Source organism: Arminella tubonensis (assembly GCF_003240585.1).
Lineage (GTDB): Bacteria > Pseudomonadota > Alphaproteobacteria > Rhizobiales > Rhizobiaceae > Rhizobium > Rhizobium tubonense.
The window spans coordinates 1-22,018 of the sequence record NZ_PCDP01000050.1; the positions used below are offsets into that span (position 1 = coordinate 1).

Below are 22,018 nucleotides of genomic sequence, written 5' to 3' on the forward strand. Positions count from 1 at the left end.
CTATACCCAGCTTTCTCGATCCGCTCTTTGGCCTGCGCTTCTGTAAAGCTGTTGTGGCCAGCGACGGGTGCTGTCGGGTTCTTCGTGTCGGGGGTCGCGACGGCCGGGGTGTCGGGGTTGGTCGTCGACGTGGATGTCTGCGCGGCAGCCGCAAGGGTTGACGCTCCGAGGAGCGCGGCGGCAAATATCATTGTTTTCATTGTGTTTCCTCTGTTGATGGACCGTCTAAACGGGCCCGTGAGCCTACAACCCAGACGTCGGTGTTTGGTTCCGTTCAAGTCGCGTGGAACCATTTGTGACGGGCCAAGTTGAGGGGCATCGCAACAGACGCGAGAGGTCGCCTGACGGGAGACTTGGCCAATAGCCCGGTTGTCGAATCATCATCGTTGCCTGTCTTCGACCTGACGTCGGAGCACAGGTCCAGTCCAAGGAAAGAGAGTTTCAGATGCAATTGGTTGGCACGCAGATACATGAAGAGGTCGGAGAAACGCCGGGATTTACGGTCGAGTTTCAGGGCGAGGGTGGCGAAGCCGTCTCAGTGAAGCTCCGCGCCGGCGACGGTCTCAATACTCAGAACGCTGTCGAGAAGGCGGGGGCCGTTATGATCCAGCTTGCTCGCTTTGAGATCGGGACAGAGCAATCCGAATATGCCGACGAATACGAGGCGCAAAGCAACGGGGACTTTGATGACGCACCCGTCGTGGAATCGCCTGCCGATATTTCGTTGCTCCAAGCTGAGCGCGACACCAGGGAAAGTACGGCGGAAGAAAAACTCGAAGAAGGACTAAAGGCATCGTTTCCGGCAAGCGATCCCGTATCCGTCACAGTCAGTTCGATTCCAACCGGCCGTACCGATGTCGATCGAACATAATCCCTGAGGCGACTGCGGAACATCGGACATCGGCAGCGATTTGGTTTCTACCGGAGCCATAGGAGCAAAGTCGATGGAAGAAAACACTGCGAAAGCCCTCGCAGAGGCATATCTGTGTTTGGGCGGCAAACGCCAACTCGTTATGGACGACAACGACCTCACCACACGCACTTGGGATAAAGATACCTCCGAGGCCGAAGCATTTTGGACGCAAAACATCCATTCGCTTCCGGATGCGCGTCGACGGGAAGTACTGTCCTACCTTCCGTCTATAAACGCGATCTAACAAGCGGTTGAGCACCGCGTCACGCGTCAGGCAACGCAGAAGAAAAGTCACCCGCACTATATCAGGGCGGCTCGAGAATTCCTCATACGGAAGCTTCGCTAACCGCAGCCTGTGTCACCGGCTTGGCCAGTGCCCGCATCGCTCTGATCTGGTATTGTCGATGGCTTTCTCTTTGCGGAAACGGGACAGCATCGGCGACATCAACGAGCGCATCAAGCAGTCGGAGACGACGATCCGGGCGATGACCAGGGCCAATGCCGAGAGCGATGCTCGAGCCGGCTTCTCTAGGCGATATGCGTCTATCTATTCGCTAAGTAAGGTCAACCAGAGCTTTGCCTATTGAGGCTAGGGGCATTGCTTCCACATCGTGCTTCAGGGGGAAAGCGTCCTGCCCAGGGTAAACGACGATGCGTCGCGCCGGGTCGAGATCTTCGCATGCGAGATAGAAGCCTTTCTCGAGTTTCGGTGTCAGGCTCCGCTTGATTTCGATAGCCCAAGGGCGCTCGCCCGGGGGCGTTAGAAGAAGGTCGATCTCCGCACCAGCCGACGTCCGATAAAAATTGCTCTGAGTTCCGGGCGGCGCTGCTGCAATCAACGTCTCGATCACGAGCCCTTCCCAGCTTGCTCCGGCGACTGGGTGTCCGAGCAGGTCCTCCTGAGTGGTCAGTCCCAAAAGGGTGTGGGTGATGCCGCTATCGCGAACATAGACCCGCGGTGATTTGACCAGGCGTTTGCCAACGTTCGCGTGCCAAGGCTCAAGGCGTCGCACGAGGAGTAGATCAACCAGGAGATCGAGATAGGAGGCGACCGTCTTGCCATCGACGCCGAGCGAACGCGCAAATTCTGCGGCATTCAGAAGTCCGGATTGGCGATGTGCGAGCATAATCCAGAAGCGCCGCAATGTCTCGGCAGGAATACGAGGACCAAGCACGGGAATATCTCGTTCCAGATAGGTTCGTATGAAGTCCTGCCGCCAGCGCTGGCTTGCACGATCATTTACCGCAAGGAAACTATCCGGGAAGCCGCCTCGCACCCATAGCTTATCCAGATCATCAACTGGTGCTTCCAGGCCGTCGATCGGACCCATTTCAAGGTAGGCGATGCGACCGGCCAGCGTCTCACCCGACTGTTTCAATAGATCGATGGATGCGGACCCGAGCAGCAGGAAATGGCCAGCCTTCCTCCCATTTCGCCGACCCCGATCGATAAGCCCACGCAAATTCTGAAAAAGATTTGGTAGCCGGTGAACCTCATCCAGGATAACGAGCTTGTCGCTATGCTGGCTGAGATATAGTTCCGGCTCGGTGAGTTTGGCGCGGTCGGCATCCGATTCCAGGTCGAGATAGATTGATGGGCGCTGTTCGGCTATAGCTTGTGCTAGCGTCGTCTTGCCGACCTGACGCGGGCCAATGAGCGCAACGGCGGGACTCGAATCGATCAACTCAGTCAGTTTTATAGATATTCGACGTTCAATCATCCTTGCATTTATGGAGTATAATTCCGCAATTGCAAGGATGATATGCTGCTACCCGGCTGCATTAGCTGGCGTCGCGGGGCGTTCACATTGCCGTGCGCCTAACGGCTCGCCGCGAACGCGTCAGCGGTACATGGCTTGTGATCTTTCTCTATCGGGGTCGCGGGATCCCCAGAAGGAGGGTCAATTGGAACGCTTGTCACGCGGGCCGACGCCGCGCTCATGCAGGCGAAAGCCGAGGGTCGCAACAGGACGCTTTCCTCAAGCAAGATCAAGAAGGCATAGGCAGACGAATTCTGTCCTATTATCCATGCAAAAGCGGGCGTGGTACTCCGCGCCATGCGGCCCGAGACGGCCGATCCCCGAATAGTTATGATCGAACCCAGTCACTGGACTCTGCTGCGGGCTTTTATAACGCGATTGCCTGCCCATCGGCGCCACAGCCGCGACGCAGAGCTATGTCGTCGAGTTGACAGTGGCTTCAAGCTCCTCATGACCGCTTCGAAGTTGGGCGAGGTGGCGAAAATCATCGCTGACATCCTGATGATGAGCGATCGCTTAAAGATGCGATCGAGCGGCTTTCGAACCGTCGAGACTGCCAAGGACTATCTACCCTCAAAATAATATTGTGCAGCGCAGCAACCTTATTGGCTCGTGACCGTTCGGTCTCATCATCGCCATTCTGGCCGTGTAAGTACAGGAGGCTGCATGCGATCCCTATCTGACACCCTGGAACGGCTTGCCCGCTTCAAGAAACTCGGAGCCATGGACATTCCGTCGTCCCGTTTGGTGCCGTTTGAGCCGCCCACGACAAATCCGGGAAACCTATCAGCTAAAATCTATGTGCCAGCAGGTGTCGCCGAGCATCCGGCTCTCGTCGTTATCCTGCACGGCTGCATGCAGAGCGCGGGTGGGTATGACGACAGTGCGGGATGGTCGCGCCTTGCTGATACCTATGGGTTTTTGGTGCTCTATCCTGAGCAGAAGCGAGAAAATAACGCGAACCTGTGCTTCAACTGGTTCGTGCCAGACGACATCATGCGCGAAAGCGGCGAGGCTCACTCTATCCGTCAATTCGTTGAGGCGGCGGCGGTCAATTACAACGTCGATCGCAAACGGATTTTTGTCACCGGGCTTTCTGCTGGAGGCGCAATGGCAAACGTCATGCTCGCAACTTATCCTGACGTCTTTGCGGGAGGAGCTATTATTGCCGGGTTGCCCTATGGCGTTGCCTCATCGGTCCCCGAAGCCTTCGATAGGATGCGCGGTCATGGCTTACCCGATCCGGATCGCTTGAGGCTGTTGTTGCGGGCCGCAGCGCCAGCTTTCTCCAATCCACCGACAATTTCTGTCTGGCATGGCACCGATGACCGGACAGTCTCCAACCTGAATGCCGTTGCTCTGGTTGAGCAATGGCGAGGTGTTCTTGGCCTCGAAAAAGCGCCGACGACCCAAGCAACGGTGGGTAAGGACAAGGCGGCTGTTTGGATGGATCGTTTTGGCCAAGCTTTGCTGTCCTATCACTCGATTTCCGGGATGGGACACGGCACGCCTCTCGATGCTTCGAACGGGGATGAGAAGCCGTCGCCTTTTATGCTTGATATCGGCATCTCCTCGACCCGGCAGATCGGCTATGAATGGGGTTTGACCCCATCTTTCGATCGGCGTGAAGTCCCTCTCGCCGCAACTAATCGCGCGGGGCCGGAGACGCCAAATCTTGGTCATTTGAATTCCGACATTCAAAACACAATCGAAAGCGCACTACGGTCCGCCGGCCTAATGAAGTAAATCGTCTATCGCAAGGTATGCAACAAAGAATTTGACGAAGTATTCGATCGAGTGAGTTTTGATTTCAGAATTAATTAGAGATGTGAATAACGCCGTCTTTGATCCAACAAAGTCGGAACGGAATGCTTATTTGACCTTGGTCGGTCGCGCTGCCTATGAAGTTTACGCTCTGTTCGAGATTGAGGGACGTGATCGGATCGACGACGGACGGGCTCCGCTTTTGGACGCTTCAAAACGGCTAGACGCGCGGTCGTCGGAGGTGTCCCGTCTACCCGACCAAGACCTCGGAGAACTCGAAGTTGCCTTCGTCCTGAACGCGTTGAGAGTGAAATTCAATCGGTGGGGTGAGGCGCCGCGCGGCGTGCTCAGAGCAGCCTTGTTTCAATGGAAGCCGCACCCAGGGATCGGTGTATGATGGCCCCACACCATCGGAGCAGGGCCGATTAGACGCCTGGTTGGCGATACCGGTCACGCTCCTGAGCGACCTGACCAGCATCGTAAGGATCAAGGGTGCCCTTGAACTTCATCCAGCCTGCGGCGCAAGCGCTGCGGCGTGCGCCCGGAAGTTAGAGCGCTTGAGGATTGCTTCGGCTTGGCGCACCGGCCTAAACTCCGCTGGGCGCCAGACTTAAATCAACGGTTTCGAGGAGGCTACTATCGACAAACCCTCCGCCGCCGCCTTTCCGATACGATCCGGACCGAGTTGGTTGACCTCGGTTCAATTGGCGCTGCAAATTTAAGACTCGCTTAAAAGGTGCTGCGCTATGTCTTTGGTGACGCAATGGCAGCCCGCGCGACCACGAGGGTAGGGAAATTTCAGCACAGGTTCCCGAATGACTGGATGAACTGCATGCAAAACTGGTCGCCGTCATGAAAGTAGACACCTCCCCAACGGGCTCATTCCGGGTCATCGCCGGAACCATTTCGATCACACTTATCTGTGTTGCGATTGCTGTATTCGTCGACTCCTTCAATTTCACCAACTTGACTGAAGACGCAATCCGAAGGTCGCTCTTGGTGGACATATTCTTGCCCACCTTTCTGGCCGGGCCTCTACTGTTTGTCCTGCTGCGCAAAGTCCAGCAGCTCGCGATCTCGCACCGCGAGCTGAGCATCATCGCCTCTACCGACAGCCTAACCGCCGTGCTGAATCGGGGCGCGTTTACGTTACTGGTGGAGAGCTATCTTGCGAGAGCCGAGGAGCATGCCGCGCTTCGATCAGGCTCCCTTCTCGTCATTGACGCAGACCATTTTAAAGAAATTAACGATAGTCTTGGCCATCAGCAAGGCGACGAAGCGTTGAAAATCATTGCCGAAACCATCAAGCGCAGTCTCAGGCAGGCGGATATCGTCGGACGAATTGGCGGCGAAGAATTTGGGGTATTCCTCCCCGGAGCGGCGGCAGCCGAAGCGTCCGAGATTGCCGAGCGCATTCGGGACGTAATCTGCAAAACCGTATTTCCGTTGAAAAGCAATCTCTGTCGGCTTTCTGTTAGCGTAGGCGGCGTCAGTTTCAATCGCCAAGCATCATACGATGAGCTATTTTCCCGGGCGGACAGTTGCCTCTACGCCGCAAAAGAGAAGGGCAGGAACAGGGTCGACCTAGTTTACCTGTGAGCGAGGGCCGCGGGGTCCCAATGAGCCAACTGAGGGAAATACCTTCCGGTTCGCGCCAAGCAGGGGCCGGCTCAAGGCCATTCCCACTACAACTAAACTTTCTGCGGTAATAAACGTTGCAAACAGGTGGATCAGTGGCAAGACCCGCTTTGGCCCCCGACAGGATTATCAGCGGCGAAGCCAATCAACTTGTGAAGGCAATTGGGATGGTGAGGCAATGTGGTGACCGATACGTCGAGACTCAGAAGAGCTAGCGGCCTGGCACTTGTCCTTTTAACCTGCCTCGGAAGCTGGAGCGGTACTCGAGCGAAAGACGTTCGTAACGACGCACGCGTTCCGTTGCCACTCGTCCTCAAAGACTACGAAGCGTTCGTGCAGAAATTGGCGGATGAAGTGGACGGAAACGAAGCCGCGATGGCCACGAAACTCCGCTCGTTGGGATTTAGCTGCACTCCGGGCTCTAAATCCGTTACATTCGAATGTGTGCGATTTGGCTGCCAGAAGCGGAGTATGGGACTTGGTTCTCTCCTCCAATGGACAGTGCTCAGGTCCGATGTGGGATCGGGGAAGGCCGTGTTTTCCGGTGCAGCAATCAACTATTTGTGGTGGGCTCGCTGCATTCCCGTGGATGACATCGAGCAAGCTCAGCAACGCTTCCTCTCCCGCCACGGACCAATCCAGTAAGATCGATGGGGACAATTGCCCCGTTGTTGCATAGTTTCCCACCTGCCGGCAGATGGAGCCGTTGCCTCTAAGGGCTTTCCACGGCCCGAAAATCTGAATGTCCTCGCATCCCAATCCGTGCAAGGTTGGCGCCGTCAGGATGAGTTCTCCTCCGTCGGGGACCCGGAAATGACTATTGACGAAACAACCTCTGCGGACATTCGGCATGTCGCCGCCGCGAGTAAGCCTTGCTCGAACTCGGCATCCTAGAATCTTCGACAGTGGGCTTACGAGAAGGCCCGGTTATCTGCCGGGCCTTTGTTGGAAACAGTTATCGGCAAACCCGTTCTTCCCGATAAACCTTATGACCATGATGCCATCCGGTATACCGCTTGGTGTAGCAGTCGCGATGGTGGCGATGATGGTCCCAATCGCGGCGGTCGTCGTAATGACGGCCATTATCATAGTGGCGATGGTAGTTCGAGCCGTTGTCGCCAATGACAATCGTGGTTGCATTCGAGGGAAGGGCACTTGCGGCTAGTGATGCCAAGGCAATTGCTGACGCGATAAAGAACTTGTTCATGGGTATCCTCCAATGACCTTATGCTTTTTCAGAACGCCGTTATGAGCGTGGATCGAAGCTTAGTCTTGGGAAATGAACAAAGCCTGACGGGCTCGTTAATCCAGGCTTCATCCAGAAAAGGACGCAGCCGTTCGCCTTCGATAAAGGCGAGGTGAATTTCGTGGATGACCCCTGATGCAAAAGCCCCTGACTTGCGAAGGGTAAAGACCCAGACACCTCGCGAAAGGCCCGGCGGATTACCGGGCCCTCCCTTGAAACGACTATCGGCAAACGCGCTGTTCGGTGACAACCCTATGGCCGTGGTGCCAGCCGACTACCCTTTTTGTAAAGCAGTCATGATGACGGTGATGGTAGTTAGGGGCGCCGTTCGCGATGACTACCGTAGCGGCCTGAGATGGAAGGCTGGTTGCTGCCAGCGAAGCGAGCGCGATTGCGGAAGCGACAAAGAATTTGTTCATGGATTCCTCGATTAGATGTGCATCTTTATAACGTCGTTAAGGACGCAGGTCGGAGAATAGTCGCTAAAAAATGAACGAAAGGTGACGTTCACGTTAATGTGAGCGCCAGCCCAAGACGCTATTTTTTGTCTTAGTGCCGCAAGTTTTTGTCTGGATAGAACATGCGGTTACCTTGGCCATACGATCGGGCATTGCGGCGGTAGTCTGAACGATGCGACCAGCGCGATCGGTCGTAATGGCCGGGATCGCCGGTACGGGTAATAATTTGGACGATAGCGTGGGTGATATCGATCACGGCTGCCGTAGACTGCCGGTCCGCCACCGTAGTATCCACCGCCATAGTAGGAAACGGGATCGTAGCCCGGATAATAGCCGCCGCCGTCCGCTGTATCCGCCATAGCCGTTTGGGGCCGCTTTCAACGTCGCAGCTCGTCAGAGACAAGCTGCTGAGACCGATGAACGCTGCCACGGGCAATGATTTGATTAGCATGGGCTGCCGGCAACTGAGAGGTGCGCCCCACCCAGATCAGGCGGTCAGAGTGGTATCTGCCGCGGTGATGGGAGATGGCAGGCGCCCCAGAGGGCTTCGCCGCGGCGAGCGCGTTTTAGCAGGCTATTTTGTGATGAGTTGAACCCAATGGCTGCGTGCGAACAGGGACTGCGTTGAACCCACGAGCGATGCATTCTGCATAGAGTTCATGCGCGATACTGTCCAACAGTTCGGGCTTGTGTGACGGCCCGCATTCATCCAAAGCTCCCGCGTGACAAAGACTGGAGAGAAATTGCATAGCATCGGAAGGCGTCATCATGCGGCTGGCCGATTGGCATCTGGCCAGAATTCAGCCCTACCGGGTTTTGCCAGAAGCGAGACGGTATAGATCGATGTCGATTGAAGTTCGGTCATTTGCCTTGATCCTTCGGTTGAAAGCCTGAGGCTAATCGCAAAGCCTCATTTATTCGTCCCTGCCAACCATCGCCCGACGCCTTGAAAAAATTGATGACCTCCGGGTCGATACGAAGCGTGACAAGCGTCTTGGGATTACCGTTGGGCCGGCGCTTCGCCTTGGTGGCATTGTGGTCCAGTACCTCTTGAACGAGGTCGACAGGTTTGGATCCAATCGGCTCATCATTTTTGACTTTGATCATCGCGGTCTCGGATATGTGTAACTACGCAATCATACCAGATCGAAGCGTTCGGTGCGATATGTAACGATACACTCTGCGGCGGTCCTTCCTGCCGGCCCAACTAGCGACCGGAAGTTCACGTCCCAGCCCACCAGACGTGATCAGTCCGCCATGGCCAGGTTTAACTCATGGCCCACGGCCTGAAGGCTTTCCGGCACTACGTACACGAACGGATGGCCTGCCTGACTAGGGACGGCGACATGAATATTGGTCGTATTGCCGAGGGATATAACCGCAAGGACTTGAGATGGGTTGATTAAAAGCCGAGCACTGCTGGCATGGTTGCGGGTGAAGACTGCGAGACGCATGATCATTTCCTTCTTTGGTTAGCCTACGACGACGACATCCATGAGACGAAAGCGGCCCAAATTTAATCCATCGGAAATGAAAGCGGACCAATGGCTAGACCAACTTCTCGGTAGTATGCGGTCAAGGCGTCGGTATACGGCTCTGGCTTCAGTTCTGCCGTCGCGATCTGCCAATGCTCGGCGACGCGATAGAGCGCAGCCGAGAGACATACGGCAAGATCGGTGCGGGCTCGAACGACCAGAGAAAGACATGGACATTCCCCGGTGGTGGCCGGCTTCGGTTCCGCCCGCTCGAGCGCGTTCACGATGCCGACAAGTATCAGGGGCAGAACGTCAGTGACGCCTGAAGCCGATCGACAGGCTGTTCGCCGTGCTGCGCTCCGCCAAGGGCGTCCCGACGCAATTGCTGCTGACCGGGAGTCCTGGCGGCGCTGGCGGCATCTGGATCAAGGCCCGCTAGATTGATCCTGCGCCGCAAGGCACGACGCCACCGGTGCGGTTGCTGCCTAACGATAAGGAGCACCGCTACATCTTCATTCCAAGTCGGATCGAAGACGACAAGCTCCTGATGGAGAACGACCCGAATTACGTCAACAACCTTTACCTCGTCGGCTATCGGTGAGTCGCTACCGGCGTACCGCTATGCCGTTGGGGGTGGACCAACCTATAAACCCTTAGTTTCAGTAACCGATCGATCACTAGATGGCTGCCGTGCGCGCAAGGGGCGGATCTCCCACGTCTCGACGACGGTCGCGATCGCGACTTGGCGGCCCGGCGATTTTCGATTCCACCGCCGTCGTCAGCGGATTATACTGGAAAGATGGATCTGCCATGCCAGCGTCTCCATCAAGATTCCAAGATCCCTGCTTCACGCCCTTGCAGCGGGTTGGAACCCCGGAAGACATTGCTGGTCCGGTCATCTTCTTGATGACTGACGCCGCCTCGTTCATCACGGGGCAGACGATTTGGGTGGACGGTGGCGTATTCTCACAGGCGAACTGGCCGCCTTGCTGAAGTTCTTCGGAAAGTCGCCGCCGCGCTTTGCGAAACCCAAGGCCCCTGTCCAGGTTTTGCTCAACGTCTCATGGCGCAATCAGTGCCCCGTGAACTTGATTTGCTTTTCCCGGCCGCGTACGTGCGCGCTTCACTAATGCGTGCATATCGTTCTGCAAGGCAGTGACCAAGCGGACCGATCTGGTCGATGCCAACAGCGTGAGGGGATCATTACCATATGCATTTCAGGCGCCGGAGCCCCGCCACGGCCGCTGCCCTAGAATCGAGCGTAACGCTCCTCGGGCTGGGGCGACTTGAGCGAGTGGCACGTACAGTCTTCGTCTTCAGGAAAGCGGGCGATGGTCTCGAGCGCTACGCGCGAAGCGATCATCGACAGGCTCGGCAGGACATCGTCCTGCAGAAGCTGGCCGCGATTGCGATCCATGTAGTCGTTGAAACCGGCCGTGACGAAGGCGCAGGGCGTAAAGCAAGCGCCGATCTCGCGTGACAAGGTCGCCTCGGGTGCGATCGAATGGTTGATCACGTCGGCGCCCATGGAGCGGAACGCCATGGCTTCGGCTGGGCTGGTCAGCCGCGGTCCGTAGGCGTGGGCGGCAACGAGGCCCTGCTCTACGCCGTGGATGCGGCGTGAGGCCGGCCAGTGCCGACGCGCGGTTTGAGCCAGGAGCGAGGCGCAATGCGGGCAGACGAGCTGCTTTCCGGAGCAGTCGAACCGCTGTCTGCCCTCAAGCAGCGAATAGGGCGTCTGGGTGAGTTCGATGAGGTCGGCATTGATCACCATGTCGCCAGGCTGAATGGCCTTGTTAACGGCGCCCATCGTCGAGCAAGCGAGGACGCGCCGCACTCCAGCCTGCATGAGCACCCAAAAAGCGGGCCGGTGGCAAGAATGATCGATGTGGTCACGCGGATTGCCATGCGAATACATGCAGAGGACCTGTTTCGCGCGCCCCTCCACCGTGAGCGAGGCGTCGAACTCGAGGAGCTTCCAGTTCTCCGTCAGGCCATAGGGTGTTTCGAAGGCGAGGTCACGCGCCAGAACGCGGACGCCGGCCACGCCCACATCCTCCGGAAAAGCGATGCCCCAATTGGCCGACCCGGTGATCACCGCGGTTCTGACGGAAGGGATGGAAGCGGATATCTGTTTGTCGGTCATGGTCAGCTTTCACTTCAGGCGTTGTTGGAACGCGCATTGAGGACCAAAATGACGACCCCGACGAAGACCGTCCACAGTGTCGAAATGGCAGCGATAGTAGGATCAATCTGATCCCGCAGAGAGATAAACATAAGCTTGGGCAGCGTCGTGTTCGGTCCATTAGCGATAAAGATGGAGATCACCGCTTCGTCGAGGGAGGTGAGGAAGGCCATCAATCCCGCAGCGACGAGGCTCAGGGCGAGCTGTGGCGCAATGATCCCGCCGATTACCCTCGGCCAGTCCGCACCCAAGCTTCGGGCCGCCTGCGCCTGCTGCCAGTCGAAACGGTTTACCGCAGGCTGGAGGACGACGACGGCCACCGGAATGGCGAGCGTCACGTGTCCCGTGAGCACGCCGGCGAACGATCCGAGCAGGCCGATTTTTGCCAGCACGATGAACAGGCCGATGGCCAGCAGGATGCCTGGTGTTACCGAGGGGATGAGGAGAAAGCCATAGACGCCTCCTGCCAGCGGACGACCCAGCCGGTTGATGGCGATCGAGGCCAGGAAGGCGACCGGAACGGCGATCGCAGCGGTGAGGGTGCCAAGCATGAGACTGGTCTTCAGGGCCGCCATCCAGGCCGTCGAAGCGAAGAAGGTCTCGTACCAGCGCAGCGACCATTGCTTCGGCGGGAATTCGAGCAGGTCGGACGCGGAAAAGGACAGCGGTACGACGATCAACGTCGGCAGTATGAGGAATAGGAGCACAAGGCTCGCGACCGTCCAGATCAGGCCGCGTGAGAGCCGGCTGTCTTGATAGGCGTCAAGCATGGTGCATCCTATCGCCCGCCAGCCGGCGGACCGCGACGAACAGGCAGCCGGCGATGAGAACAAGCAGTAGAAGCAGCACGCCAAGTGCGCTGGCACTTCCCCAGTCCTGAAATGTTGACAACGTCCGCTCGATGCGGATGGCAATTGGGTTGACCTTGCCGCCGCCGAGGACCGCAGGTGTGATGAAGAAGCCGAGCGTGTAGATGAAGACGATCATGGAGCCCGACGCCATGCCACTTGACGAAAGAGGCAATATGACTGTCGCCACGCAACGCCAGAAGCCCGCGCCCAGGCTTGCCGCAGCGCGGACGACATTACCATCGATGTCGCGCATCGCGGCATAAACCGGCAGCACGAAGAGCGGCAGCATGTAGTGCACCATGCCGATCAGCGTGCCGGTGAAATTGTAGACGAGCGGCAAGGGCTGATCGATCACCCCAAGCGAAGCCAGGGTCGTGTTGATCAGGCCCTCCCGCCGCAGCAGCACGAGCCATCCGTAGGTTCGCACGAGGATCGAGGTCCAGAGCGGCAGCATGATCAGAATGAGCGCGCGGTTTGCGACGCGTCGATTGGCGCTGGCGAGCGCGAGCGAGAGCGGAACGCCCAGAACTATGCAGATGATGAGGGTGGACAGCGACAGTGTCATGGTGACGCCGAGAGACGACCAAGTGAGGCCGCTCGACAGCACCTTTTCGTAGTTGCCAAGCGTCGCCTTGCCCGCCAGGGTCAGGAACGACTGGCTGAGTATCCAAAGCACCGGCGCCATGGCCGACACGCCGACCAAGACGATCGCCGGCCCGGCGAGACCGAGGAACAAGAAGCGTTCGCGCCTATGTTCGCGCAAGAGCCCCGAATTGTTCATTTGATGCGCGCCTCCTCAAGGAAGTGGACTTGGCCGAGTTCTGTATAAGCGCGAAGCTCAGTCCCAATCTTAAGTTCGCCGCAGGTGGCGCCCTGGTTCGCCGCTATGCTCAGCATGAACTGATCTCCGGCGGCGGTCTCCAGATTCAGCAGCCAATTCTCACCTCGGAACGCTTTCGAGGCGAGGCGCCCGATCACCTCGACCCGGTCATCGCCGAAACCGGCCGGGTCGAGCTCGAAATTCTCGGCCCGGATCATGGCGAGGCGTTCGCGTGGCATGCGCGCCGCGCCCGGCCCCTGGAGATGGCTTGACAGAGCGATGTTAGCTTCTCCCATGAACTCCGCCACGAAGCGGTTTCTTGGTTCGCGGTAAATGTCCTGCGGCGCGCCGATCTGCTGGATGCGCCCGGCGTCCATTACCGCGACCCGATCGGACATGGTTAGAGCTTCGCGCTGATCGTGTGTCACATAGATCGTCGTGACACCGAGGTCGTCGTGCAATTTGCGGATTTCGAACTGCATGTGTTCGCGCAGGTTCTTGTCGAGCGCCGAAAGGGGTTCGTCCATCAGCATGACGCGTGGTTCGAAGACGATGGCGCGCGCCAGTGCGACGCGCTGGCGCTGACCGCCGGAGAGCGCGGCTATGTCGCGCGCGCCGAAGCCGGAGAGCTTCACCCGGGCAAGAGCGGCCTCCGCCTGTTCTCGCGCCTGCGCCTTCGCGACGCCACGCAGCCTCAGGGGGTACTCGACGTTCCCCGAGACGCTCATATGCGGAAACAGAGCGTAGTTTTGGAAGACGACGCCGATGTTCCGTTTGTTGGGCGGCAGGCGGGTCACGTCCTGCCCACCGATCGTCAGCCCGCCTCTTTCCGGCCGCACGAAACCCGCGAGCGCCATCAGCAGGGTCGTCTTGCCGGACCCCGAGGGGCCCAGCAGCGTAAGGAATTCTCCGGCAGCGATATCCAGCGTAACATCGTCGAGAGCGACATATAGCCCGTAGGACTTGCGGAGGTCCGCGATGGAGATCGGGAGCGAGGTGGCCGACATCGTTAACGCCTATCCCGGCTCAACGGCTCATCATCTCGTCGAAGGCGTGCTGAGCCGCTTCGCCATTCTTCACCCACCATTCGGCGTTGGAGAAGACAGACCCATCGACATTGCCCGGTGCAGTGGCGAGCAGTTTCATCTTCGCAGCGGAGATGAGCCCGAGTTCATAAGCCTTCTGATTTACCGGCCCGTAGGCGATGTAGTCGGTCAGCTTGGCTTCCCGTTCAGGCTTTGTCATCGCTGCGATCAGCTTCATCGCGGCGTCCCGATTTGCCGCGCCCTTGGGCACTGCAAGACAGTCCGTGCCGATCACCGATCCCTGGAACTTGAATTCCGCGGGCCCGCCATCATCTTTCACGCTTTGTGCACGCCCATTCCATGTAACAACGAGATCGGCTTCCCCATCCTTTAGGATTTGGGCCGACTGTGCGCCCGACGTCCACCAGACTGCTACGTTGGGTTTGAGCTTCTCGATCTGGCCGATGGCGCGGTCGAGACCGCCAGGCGCGCTGAGCTCCTTGTAAATGTTCGCCGGTGCCACCCCCTCGGAAAGAAGCGCGATTTCGATAAGGTCCTGGGCATTGGCACGAAGCGCGCGCTTGCCGGAATATTTCTCGACATTCCAGAATTCCGCCCAGTTCGCTGGAGGATTGCTACCAATCGCCTTGGTATTCCAGGCCATTACCGTGCCGTAGGAGGAGAAGGGATAGCAATATTTGGACTCGGCGCCTGATGGCAGCGTTTTGGGGTCGATGATCGTGTAGTCGAGCGGCTCCAACAGGCCCTGTTCAGCGGCTTGCGCTCCCTCAGGGGAGCCGAGATGTATCACGTCGGTGGTCACCGCGCCGGAAGTGACCTGCATCTTTAGTGCGGCAAAGCTGTCGCTCTGGGTCTCCTCCCGAACGGTATATCCCAGCTCCGTTGCCGCGGGGCTCCACATTGCCTTCTTGATGGCGTCGCCATAATCACCGCCGGCCGTGGTAATAGTCACGTCCTGGGCAAACGCCGGAATGGCTGCGACTAGCGCGATCGTCGCGACGGAATTACGGATAAAGTGCATCATTGACTTATCTCCCTGAGTTCACCTCTGAATGACGACTCTTGACGGAACCGCTTCTTAGATCGTCCGTTAAAGTCTGAACCTTAACGTTAAAGTTCGAACCTTAACGTTAAGATGCCTTATAAGGAAACTGTGTCAAGCGTTTTGTTTTTCAGTTGACGTCTTGCTTGCCATAATCGAAACGCCGACTTACAACGTGCGAAATCAGAATGATCGGAGGTTGATATGACGACGAAGGGACGGCCAAACCTTCGACGGCTAGCAGACGAACTTGGCCTCTCCATGACCACGGTGTCGCGGGCGCTCAGGGATCGGTCAGATGTTCACCCCGACACGATCAGGCGCGTGAAGGCCGCAGCGGACGCGGCCGGGTACGTGCCCAATCTGCATGGGCGGGCACTTCGTACCGGCTTGACTCGTAACCTGACGGCGATCCTGCCGATGGAGACGAGGGACTACCTATCCGACATCATCAAGCTTCCCTTAATTGAGGGAATGACGCTGGCGGCAAGGGAACTCGGCTACAGCCTGACCATCTTTTCGACCACCCCTGAGGAGAGTCCTCAGGAGAACCTCGACACGGTTCTCCATTCCGGCGCCGCCGACGGAGTGGTCATTACTCGCATGCTGGCCGAGGATCCCCGAATACCCTTCTTGCTAAAGCGGCGCGTTCCGTTCATCGCGTTCGGCCGCAGCAATCTCGACCGAGACTACGCCTATATCGACATCGACAACGAACGCATCGCCTATGAAGCGACGTCTCTCCTAATCGAGCGAGGGCGCCACCGCATCGCGCTGCAGTTGCTGACCCGAGAGGATCAGCACAGCGCCATGCGATTGGCGGGCTATTGTGCCGCGATCGAAGATCACGGGCTAACCCTCGACCCCGACCTGATTGGGCACGAGGATTTTACTATGGGGGCCAGCGAACTGTGGATCGAGCGACTGCTCGATAGCGCCGATCCCCCGACCGGGCTCGTCTGCGCCAACGAATTGGGGTTGCTGGGGACGCTGAGCGCCTTGCGCAAGCGGGGGATCGCGCCCGGTCGAGACTTTAGCATCGCGACCCGCGACAACACCCGTATCGCACGCTATCTGTCAACACCGCTCGTGACGCACTCAGTGGACATAGTGAGCGTCGGCCGCGCCTTGATCGAAGGGCTCGTCCATCAGATCGAACGTCCTGACGCCCCACTGACGCAAAAGATATTCGCGGGCGAAATGTCCGTGATCGGAGACGAATAATTGCTGGGTTTTGGAATCGAACCGCATTAACCCGAATTCATTCTCGTTATGATGGGCTTTGGTGCACGAGCTACACCTGAACGCCATGAGCCCGCTGCGGCAGGCGGATCGAGCAGACGGCGTTTGCGACGCGGGCCGAGCCCTTCGGAACCATCAGGGTTACCGCACCTGTACCAATCCGCTTTCATATTATCGCGCCGGCATTGCCGGCATTCCGGGCGCGGTTTCCGAAGGTCTCGGTGGACCTGCGGCTGACGGCACCTATCCTAGGCAATGAACTTGAGATCGGGCCAGAATGAGGTCCCGCGATCGACCTTATTCTCGTATTTCGCGCGTGATCTGTTTTTTGTTCGGGCGAACGATGGCGCTAGGCAAGTCCGAAAGTCCGTATGGAGCGCACAGCTCCAACCCGGCGCGGCGAGGACGCAACAATGGCGGCTGCGGTCGTGGGAAAAGTCGTGATGGCCTCAGCGGTCGATGTACGGATCGATCGCGTACCTGATCTTGCCTCGTACCAAGAGTGTACTCTGGCCTGATTTTGACATCTATCGAAACGGGTAGCCCAGAGAATGCCTCTCGAATCAGGGCCGAGTGCTCGGCCTCCGATGCCTCCGAAAGATCCTCGTCGAAATAGACGATATTGATGTCATTGACGCTATGGGTAGGAGGAAAGCTCGCGCGCAGCGTGGGAAAGGCGGCGCATGGCTGACGCATTCCTCAGCCTTTCGGCCGCGGATCGCCGCGAAGTCCCAGGCGTCGCGGCGGACCGGTCCGGTCGCCCGGTGCACCTTCAACAATTGCGGGACGTCAAGTGCTCCGACCCATCTGGGCGACTTAGGGCTAGCGCGGTGTTGTCAGGACGGCACTCGTCATGAGGCGAACGAGATGATCCGCCCGCGGTGCAAACGACGGTTGGTCCACCGCCCAGCCGAGAGCCGTCATCAGCGCAAACAGGTCATCCCCGTTCATATCGTCGCGCGCCGCACCTGCGGCCTGAGCACGGTCTAGAAGCCGGGCGCTCGCCGAGTGTACCGCCGCGCATGAAGCATAAAGAGCGGAGCCCGGGTTCGTGTGAGCCGCCGCCATCATTCCAACGACGCCTTTGTAGCTTTGCGCGAATGCAACCCAATCGCGTACCCAGGTCACAAGAGCTTCCCCTGGTGAATTCGACGTTTCGAGTTCGGCCGATTTCTGCGTCAGTGCGTCGAGGTTCGTGCACAGCAGCCCTTCGAACAATGCCTCCCGCGTCGGGAAGTGGCGGAGCAGCGTCGCCAACCCGACGTTGGCCCGGCGGGCGATATCGCGCATCGACGCATCCGAACCGTGCTCGGTGACGACACCGCGCGCGACCTCGAGGATGTGGCCGTAATTCTTTTTTGCGTCTGCTCGCATAGGTTACCTTGATAAATGGATCAGCGACCCATATATACGGATCACTGATCCACTAAGACTCGGATCGGTGATCCGTATATAGAGCGCGTATCGGGGCAAGGCAACAGAGTTGCCGAGCAAAGCGGCAAGGAACGCACACATGAGCATAATCAGCATCATCGGGTCGGGCGGCATGGCCGCCGCAATCGGCGGCCTGGCGGCCAAAGCGGGACACATGGTCGAGGTGATGAGCCGCGATCCCGCCAAGGCGAAGGTCTTGGCAGACCGGATCGGCGATGGCGTGACGACTGCGGCATTCGGTACCGCGCCCGTTGGGGAAATCATTATCCTGGCGGTGCCTTACGCAGTCGTTCTCGACGTCGTGAAACAGTACGGTGAAGGGCTGGCAGGCAAGCTCCTCATCGACATCACCAACCCCGTCGCCTCCGACCTCAAGAGCCTCGTGACCCCGCAAGACAGCTTCGGCGCGCAGGAGATCGCCAGGGCTGCTCCCGCCGATGCCCATATCGTCAAGGCATTCAACACCCACTTCTCGCACGTCCTGGCCGCCGGTTCGATCGAAAGCCGCTCTCTGGACGTATTCATCGCCGGAGACGACGTGCAGGCGAAGGCGCGCGTCTCGGCATTTGTCGAAAGCCTGGGACTGCGCCCGTTGGTAGTCGGGCAACGGGCTATGGCGCGAACGCTTGAGCACATGTGCCTTCTTTCGCTGGGCCTTGTCGCCCACTCCATCAAGCACACCAACTTCGCGATCGGCGTCAGCCTTCCCAGCTGAGCACGCGCGAACCGAGTTCTTCCATAACAACACACAGAAGGAAAAACGAGATGCATGTTTTCGCAACGGGCGGGACCGGCCATATCGGTCCGTACATCATAGCCGATCTCATCGCCGCCGGACACGAGGTCACGGCGCTGGCCCGGTCTGACAAGGCAGCGGCTGAAGTCTCCGCGCTCGGCGCGAAGGCGCGACGCGGCGACCTCGAGGACCTCGACGGTCTCAAGGCGGCAGCGGCCGAGGCCGACGGTGTCATCCACGTCGCGCACCGACAGGACCTGCTGCCCTCCGGCGGGATCGACGCCGTGGCCGCAGCAGAAGTCCAGATCATGCTTGCCTACGGTGAGGCGCTAGCGGGCACCGGAAATCCGCTGGTCGTATCCGGGAGCATCGGCTCGCCCGGTTGGGAGAAACTGGGCCGTCCGGCAACCGAGGAAGACCCCGCCCTCCCTGGTGGCGATGCGTACAAGGGCACTCTCCGAGCTCGCAACATCGTGGAGACCACGGTCATCGACCTTGCAAAGCGAGGTGTACGCTCTTCGGTCGTGCGGATTCCTACCATCGTGCACAGCACGACCGATGGTGCCGGCTTTTTCCCGCTGCTGAGCCGGCTCGCGAAGGAGAAGGGCGTCATGGGTTATCCAGGAGACGGGACGAACGTGTGGCCGGCCATTCATAGCCGCGATCTTGCCTCCCTGTTTCGCCTGGCACTGGAGAAGGGACCTGCGGGCAAATCCTGGCACGGCATCGCCGACGAAGGTATTCCGTTCCGTCAGATTGCTGAGGCCATCGGCAGCCGTCTCGGCCTGCCAGTCGTGAGCATACCCGCGGATGTCCTGATGTTGCCGGGATACTTCGGGTTCCTCGCGAACCTGGTCACGCTTGACCTTCCGGCGACCAGCCACATCACCCGGCAGACCCTTGGCTGGCAGCCTGTGCAGGCGGGCCTCCTCGAGGACATCGACAACGGCCAATACTTTCCCGCCAGCTGAGACCATCGCGTGCGTCAAGCCAACGGGATGGACGCACGCAAAGCCATTATCCGGAGTGATCCCCGCTAGACCAACGGGAATACCGGACCCAACAGGAGACTGAATATGAGCACTATCAGCATCATCGGCTCTGGAAAAATGGCAGCGGCCATCGCCGGCCGTATCGCCAAGGCTGGACATACGGTCGAGGTGGCGAGCCGCAACCCCGCCAAAGCACGCGCGCTGGCCGACCAGCTCGGCTCCGGAGCGACCACTGGGACATACAGCTCCGTCCCAGTTGGAGACATCGTCATCCTCGCCGTTCCGTATGAGCATGCAGCCGCCGCGGTGGCCGACTATGGGAACGCGCTCTCCGGCAAGGTGATCATCGATATTACCAACCCTGTCGCTCCCGACCTCTCGGGCCTCGTTACCCCTCGCGGCAGTTCCGGCGCACAGGAGACGGCGAAGGGCCTCCCCGCCAATGCGCATGTCGTCAAGGCCTTTAACACCATCTTCGGCCATGTTCTTGCGAAAGGCGGACGTCTCGACGCGTTCATCGCGGCCGACGATGCGGACGCGAAGGCACGCGTGTCTAGCTTTCTCGAAAGCATCGACCTGCGTCCGCTCGACGTCGGCGGCCTGCACATGGCCCAGACCCTAGAGTCGCTCGGCCTGATGATGATCGGTCTAGCAAAAAACGGTGCTGGCACCTGGGACTTTGCGCTGAAGGTGGACATCGGGTGAGCCGCTGACGCCACATTTCCAGAGAATATTCACAGCATGTCCGGCTGCTCGGACACGCTGTGATCAAAAAACGATGGAGAGATTTCGATGAGCATCGAAGAGAATATCCAGACCGTAAAGAACTTTTTCGCAGCGATGGGCCGCGGTGACAGGGAGCGTCTGCTGGCTTTGTCTGCGGAAGACATCGAGTGGATGATTCCGGGTGAGGACTGGCCGCTTGCTGGCACGCACCGCGGACACGGTGGACTGGAAGATTTGCTTCGGAAGGCCTCGGAGGCGATGGAAACGTCGTTCACGAGGCCTTCCGAGTTCGTGGCGCAGGGAGACAGGGTTATGGTCATTGGCGTCGCCACCGGGAAGGTCAGAGCCACAAACAAGCCGTGGGAGGACAACTGGGTCTTTGCCATCACTGTCCGGAACGGCAAGCTGACGCACATTCGGGAGTATGTCGATACACAGGCGCGCTGGCGCGAGCATCCGTAGTGGGCGCGAGCCACAGGCAATAGCTTTGAGACCAATACTACACGGTTCTTTTGGCGTCTGTCACACCAACGTTGAGGTCAAAATACCGTCAACCGCCGTCAGTTCGGCGATAACGACTGCCCCGTGAGCAGCGGAGCGTTGGCTGCGAGCCTTCCGAATACGAACTCCGTGAACAGCCGCACGCGTTTAGACTTGCATGTCTCCCTTTGGGTGAGAAGCCAGACCGTTCCATACAGGTGCAGGTTCGTATCTGGCACCCTTACCAGAAGCGGATCGGCATCTCCAAACGAAGCACGGCAGATCTGCGCATCGAAGTCCGTGGTCCTCAACGGAGTGCCCTTTGAGCGAACTTCTCCCTCGCGGACCTAGTCCAGTACGCCGTGGCCGCTGATCGCGATCCACCTGGGCTCCGGCCCGCCCGCGCGCCTCGCGCCATCGGATGAGATAGCCGATGCCATCGCCTTCCTCGTCAGTCCGCGCGCCAGCCACATCACGGGCGCGAACCTGAGACTTGATGGCGGGATGTGGCCGGGATTGTAACGTCGGGTCGATCCGCATTGGTAACGAAAGCCTACCGTGGCATACCGCCGGACCGAAGTCCGGCGGCCTCGCCTATTTCCTGCGCTTGAAGCTGTACCGATGACCCAGCCATTCCCTTCCGTTTCCGTCTGCCAAGGTAAAATACTGGTCCTTGGTATCGGAGTCTGGACCATCGAAGGAGGTGACCTGGCGCATCCGCATCAGAATGCCGCCGCTTCCTCCGTCGTTCCAGGCGGCGATCGGGTAGAAGTCGAGATCGAGCGACTTCCCGTCTCCGGCGTTCCTGCTCCAGGCGGGCATCAGGCCGACCGGATCACGGGTGTCGAACGAGACATACTGCCATCTCCCTTCGACGCGATTGAAGGTCAGCAGATCGGTCCGTTTGACGTCATGTCTCGAGGTGTCGTCCGCCGGCCGGATGATTTCCTGCAGGACGGCACCCATCATGAAGCGTTCGGCCACCAGGTCGGTCGACGTCTCCGGCTCCGCGCCTGCCGAGCGCCAGATGGTCTCGGTCAAATCCCAAAGGCCAGTCCGGCTTGCAAAATGTTCACCTTCAGCTCCCAGCCCGTTCAACTCGCTCCGGTTGGCGGCGTCCGTATTCGCGGCAATGGCGCTAGCACCCGCCATTGCCGCGCCGAAGAGCGCCGTGGTCTTCATGAAATCTCGACGATGCATGGGTTCCCCC

The 22,018-nt window shown here is 58.8% G+C and carries 27 protein-coding genes and 4 pseudogenes; 16 read left to right on the top strand and 15 right to left on the bottom strand.

Features of this window, described 5'->3' with window-relative positions:
• Positions 1 to 200: pseudogene (locus CPY51_RS23060) on the bottom strand (PepSY domain-containing protein); the annotation flags it as partial.
• Positions 201 to 445: 245 nt separating this feature from the next.
• Between CPY51_RS23060 and CPY51_RS23065 the strand changes: the two are divergent.
• The 3 genes from CPY51_RS23065 (at position 446) to CPY51_RS32365 (ending at position 1,500) form a co-directional block, all read left to right on the top strand.
• The gene (locus CPY51_RS23065; protein ID WP_111162580.1) at positions 446 to 871 is read left to right on the top strand and encodes a hypothetical protein; all 426 of its coding nucleotides are present in this window, start codon (positions 446 to 448) and stop codon (positions 869 to 871) included.
• Between the two features lie 73 nt (positions 872 to 944).
• A complete protein-coding gene (locus CPY51_RS23070; protein ID WP_111162581.1) occupies positions 945 to 1,157 on the top strand; it encodes a hypothetical protein in 213 nt (70 codons plus the stop codon).
• Positions 1,158 to 1,317: 160 nt separating this feature from the next.
• Positions 1,318 to 1,500, top strand: coding sequence for a hypothetical protein (locus CPY51_RS32365; RefSeq protein ID WP_146260161.1), 183 nt, complete (start codon positions 1,318 to 1,320; stop codon positions 1,498 to 1,500).
• Here the strand turns inward: CPY51_RS32365 and CPY51_RS23075 are convergent.
• Positions 1,468 to 2,634, bottom strand: coding sequence for an ATP-binding protein (locus CPY51_RS23075; protein WP_111162582.1), 1,167 nt, complete (start codon positions 2,632 to 2,634; stop codon positions 1,468 to 1,470). The genes CPY51_RS32365 and CPY51_RS23075 overlap by 33 nt on opposite strands.
• Before the next feature lie 705 nt (positions 2,635 to 3,339).
• On the opposite strand from CPY51_RS23075, the gene CPY51_RS23090 reads away from it, so the two are divergent.
• The 3 genes from CPY51_RS23090 to CPY51_RS23100 all read left to right on the top strand — a co-directional run bounded on the left by CPY51_RS23090 (position 3,340) and on the right by CPY51_RS23100 (position 6,036).
• Positions 3,340 to 4,419 carry an extracellular catalytic domain type 1 short-chain-length polyhydroxyalkanoate depolymerase gene (locus CPY51_RS23090; RefSeq protein WP_111162584.1) on the top strand — a complete coding sequence of 360 codons (1,080 nt, stop codon included), beginning with the start codon at positions 3,340 to 3,342 and terminating at the stop codon, positions 4,417 to 4,419.
• 130 nt (positions 4,420 to 4,549) lie between these two features.
• Positions 4,550 to 4,834: a hypothetical protein gene (locus CPY51_RS23095; RefSeq protein WP_111162585.1), complete on the top strand. Its 285-nt coding sequence runs from the start codon at positions 4,550 to 4,552 to the stop codon at positions 4,832 to 4,834.
• A 455-nt stretch (positions 4,835 to 5,289) separates the two neighbouring features.
• Positions 5,290 to 6,036 (top strand): GGDEF domain-containing protein, encoded by a 747-nt coding sequence (locus CPY51_RS23100; protein ID WP_111162586.1) that lies wholly within the window; start codon positions 5,290 to 5,292, stop codon positions 6,034 to 6,036.
• 994 nt (positions 6,037 to 7,030) lie between these two features.
• On the opposite strand, the gene CPY51_RS32370 is transcribed toward CPY51_RS23100, so the two are convergent.
• The 3 genes from CPY51_RS32370 to CPY51_RS23125 all read right to left on the bottom strand — a co-directional run bounded on the left by CPY51_RS32370 (position 7,031) and on the right by CPY51_RS23125 (position 9,233).
• The gene (locus tag CPY51_RS32370; protein ID WP_146260162.1) at positions 7,031 to 7,282 is read right to left on the bottom strand and encodes a hypothetical protein; all 252 of its coding nucleotides are present in this window, start codon (positions 7,280 to 7,282) and stop codon (positions 7,031 to 7,033) included.
• A gap of 1,358 nt (positions 7,283 to 8,640) precedes the next feature.
• Entirely contained in the window at positions 8,641 to 8,886 is a 246-nt protein-coding gene (locus tag CPY51_RS33850) for a BrnA antitoxin family protein (RefSeq protein ID WP_111162590.1), read from the bottom strand.
• Between the two features lie 140 nt (positions 8,887 to 9,026).
• On the bottom strand, positions 9,027 to 9,233 hold the full coding sequence (locus tag CPY51_RS23125; RefSeq protein ID WP_111162591.1) for a hypothetical protein: 207 nt from the start codon (positions 9,231 to 9,233) through the stop codon (positions 9,027 to 9,029).
• A gap of 173 nt (positions 9,234 to 9,406) precedes the next feature.
• Between CPY51_RS23125 and CPY51_RS32565 the strand changes: the two genes are divergently transcribed.
• Both CPY51_RS32565 and CPY51_RS33855 read left to right on the top strand, forming a co-directional pair.
• On the top strand, positions 9,407 to 9,580 hold the full coding sequence (locus CPY51_RS32565) for a hypothetical protein (RefSeq protein ID WP_154677740.1): 174 nt from the start codon (positions 9,407 to 9,409) through the stop codon (positions 9,578 to 9,580).
• 146 nt (positions 9,581 to 9,726) lie between these two features.
• Positions 9,727 to 9,855, top strand: coding sequence for a hypothetical protein (locus CPY51_RS33855; RefSeq protein ID WP_275540498.1), 129 nt, complete (start codon positions 9,727 to 9,729; stop codon positions 9,853 to 9,855).
• Positions 9,856 to 9,931: 76 nt separating this feature from the next.
• On the opposite strand, the gene CPY51_RS33860 is transcribed toward CPY51_RS33855, so the two are convergent.
• On the bottom strand, positions 9,932 to 10,066 hold the full coding sequence (locus CPY51_RS33860) for a hypothetical protein (RefSeq protein WP_275540499.1): 135 nt from the start codon (positions 10,064 to 10,066) through the stop codon (positions 9,932 to 9,934).
• Positions 10,067 to 10,103: 37 nt separating this feature from the next.
• Here CPY51_RS33860 and CPY51_RS23130 point away from each other — a divergent pair.
• Positions 10,104 to 10,247, top strand: a pseudogene (locus CPY51_RS23130) (SDR family oxidoreductase); the annotation flags it as partial.
• A 256-nt stretch (positions 10,248 to 10,503) separates the two neighbouring features.
• Here CPY51_RS23130 and CPY51_RS23135 read toward each other — a convergent pair.
• From CPY51_RS23135 to CPY51_RS23155, 5 genes are read right to left on the bottom strand one after another with little or no spacing between them, the layout of a single operon-like run.
• Positions 10,504 to 11,400, bottom strand: coding sequence for a phosphorylase family protein (locus CPY51_RS23135; RefSeq protein ID WP_111162592.1), 897 nt, complete (start codon positions 11,398 to 11,400; stop codon positions 10,504 to 10,506).
• Between the two features lie 14 nt (positions 11,401 to 11,414).
• On the bottom strand, positions 11,415 to 12,209 hold the full coding sequence (locus tag CPY51_RS23140) for an ABC transporter permease (protein WP_111162593.1): 795 nt from the start codon (positions 12,207 to 12,209) through the stop codon (positions 11,415 to 11,417).
• A complete protein-coding gene (locus tag CPY51_RS23145; protein WP_111162594.1) occupies positions 12,202 to 13,071 on the bottom strand; it encodes an ABC transporter permease in 870 nt (289 codons plus the stop codon). Before CPY51_RS23145 ends, CPY51_RS23140 begins: the two co-directional genes overlap by 8 nt.
• Entirely contained in the window at positions 13,068 to 14,117 is a 1,050-nt protein-coding gene (locus CPY51_RS23150) for an ABC transporter ATP-binding protein (RefSeq protein ID WP_111162595.1), read from the bottom strand. The genes CPY51_RS23145 and CPY51_RS23150 overlap by 4 nt, the downstream gene beginning before the upstream one ends.
• 19 nt (positions 14,118 to 14,136) lie before the next feature.
• Entirely contained in the window at positions 14,137 to 15,180 is a 1,044-nt protein-coding gene (locus CPY51_RS23155; protein ID WP_244598763.1) for an ABC transporter substrate-binding protein, read from the bottom strand.
• Between the two features lie 222 nt (positions 15,181 to 15,402).
• On the opposite strand from CPY51_RS23155, the gene CPY51_RS23160 reads away from it, so the two are divergent.
• Entirely contained in the window at positions 15,403 to 16,422 is a 1,020-nt protein-coding gene (locus CPY51_RS23160; RefSeq protein WP_111162596.1) for a LacI family DNA-binding transcriptional regulator, read from the top strand.
• A 61-nt stretch (positions 16,423 to 16,483) separates the two neighbouring features.
• Positions 16,484 to 16,699 (top strand): hypothetical protein, encoded by a 216-nt coding sequence (locus CPY51_RS23165; protein WP_338049441.1) that lies wholly within the window; start codon positions 16,484 to 16,486, stop codon positions 16,697 to 16,699.
• A gap of 90 nt (positions 16,700 to 16,789) precedes the next feature.
• On the opposite strand, the gene CPY51_RS33945 is transcribed toward CPY51_RS23165, so the two are convergent.
• Together CPY51_RS33945 and CPY51_RS23175 are read right to left on the bottom strand one after the other, a co-directional pair.
• Positions 16,790 to 17,029: a nucleotidyltransferase family protein gene (locus CPY51_RS33945; protein ID WP_338049442.1), complete on the bottom strand. Its 240-nt coding sequence runs from the start codon at positions 17,027 to 17,029 to the stop codon at positions 16,790 to 16,792.
• Between the two features lie 233 nt (positions 17,030 to 17,262).
• Entirely contained in the window at positions 17,263 to 17,814 is a 552-nt protein-coding gene (locus CPY51_RS23175; RefSeq protein WP_111162598.1) for a TetR/AcrR family transcriptional regulator, read from the bottom strand.
• A gap of 139 nt (positions 17,815 to 17,953) precedes the next feature.
• Here CPY51_RS23175 and CPY51_RS23180 point away from each other — a divergent pair, with 139 nt between their 5' ends.
• The 4 genes from CPY51_RS23180 (at position 17,954) to CPY51_RS23195 (ending at position 20,790) form a co-directional block, all read left to right on the top strand.
• Positions 17,954 to 18,589 carry an NADPH-dependent F420 reductase gene (locus CPY51_RS23180; protein ID WP_111162599.1) on the top strand — a complete coding sequence of 212 codons (636 nt, stop codon included), beginning with the start codon at positions 17,954 to 17,956 and terminating at the stop codon, positions 18,587 to 18,589.
• A 50-nt stretch (positions 18,590 to 18,639) separates the two neighbouring features.
• Positions 18,640 to 19,581 (top strand): SDR family oxidoreductase, encoded by a 942-nt coding sequence (locus CPY51_RS23185; RefSeq protein WP_111162600.1) that lies wholly within the window; start codon positions 18,640 to 18,642, stop codon positions 19,579 to 19,581.
• Between the two features lie 105 nt (positions 19,582 to 19,686).
• On the top strand, positions 19,687 to 20,307 hold the full coding sequence (locus CPY51_RS23190) for an NADPH-dependent F420 reductase (RefSeq protein WP_111162601.1): 621 nt from the start codon (positions 19,687 to 19,689) through the stop codon (positions 20,305 to 20,307).
• 87 nt (positions 20,308 to 20,394) lie between these two features.
• On the top strand, positions 20,395 to 20,790 hold the full coding sequence (locus CPY51_RS23195; protein WP_111162602.1) for a nuclear transport factor 2 family protein: 396 nt from the start codon (positions 20,395 to 20,397) through the stop codon (positions 20,788 to 20,790).
• Between the two features lie 98 nt (positions 20,791 to 20,888).
• Here the strand turns inward: CPY51_RS23195 and CPY51_RS33550 are convergent.
• Positions 20,889 to 21,221 (bottom strand): annotated as a pseudogene (locus CPY51_RS33550) (LysR family transcriptional regulator); the annotation flags it as partial.
• A 7-nt stretch (positions 21,222 to 21,228) separates the two neighbouring features.
• Here CPY51_RS33550 and CPY51_RS23205 point away from each other — a divergent pair.
• A pseudogene (locus CPY51_RS23205) lies at positions 21,229 to 21,330 on the top strand (SDR family oxidoreductase); the annotation flags it as partial.
• 72 nt (positions 21,331 to 21,402) lie between these two features.
• On the opposite strand, the gene CPY51_RS23210 reads toward CPY51_RS23205, so the two are convergent.
• A complete protein-coding gene (locus tag CPY51_RS23210; RefSeq protein ID WP_146260163.1) occupies positions 21,403 to 22,008 on the bottom strand; it encodes a hypothetical protein in 606 nt (201 codons plus the stop codon).
• Positions 22,009 to 22,018: the final 10 nt, after the last annotated feature.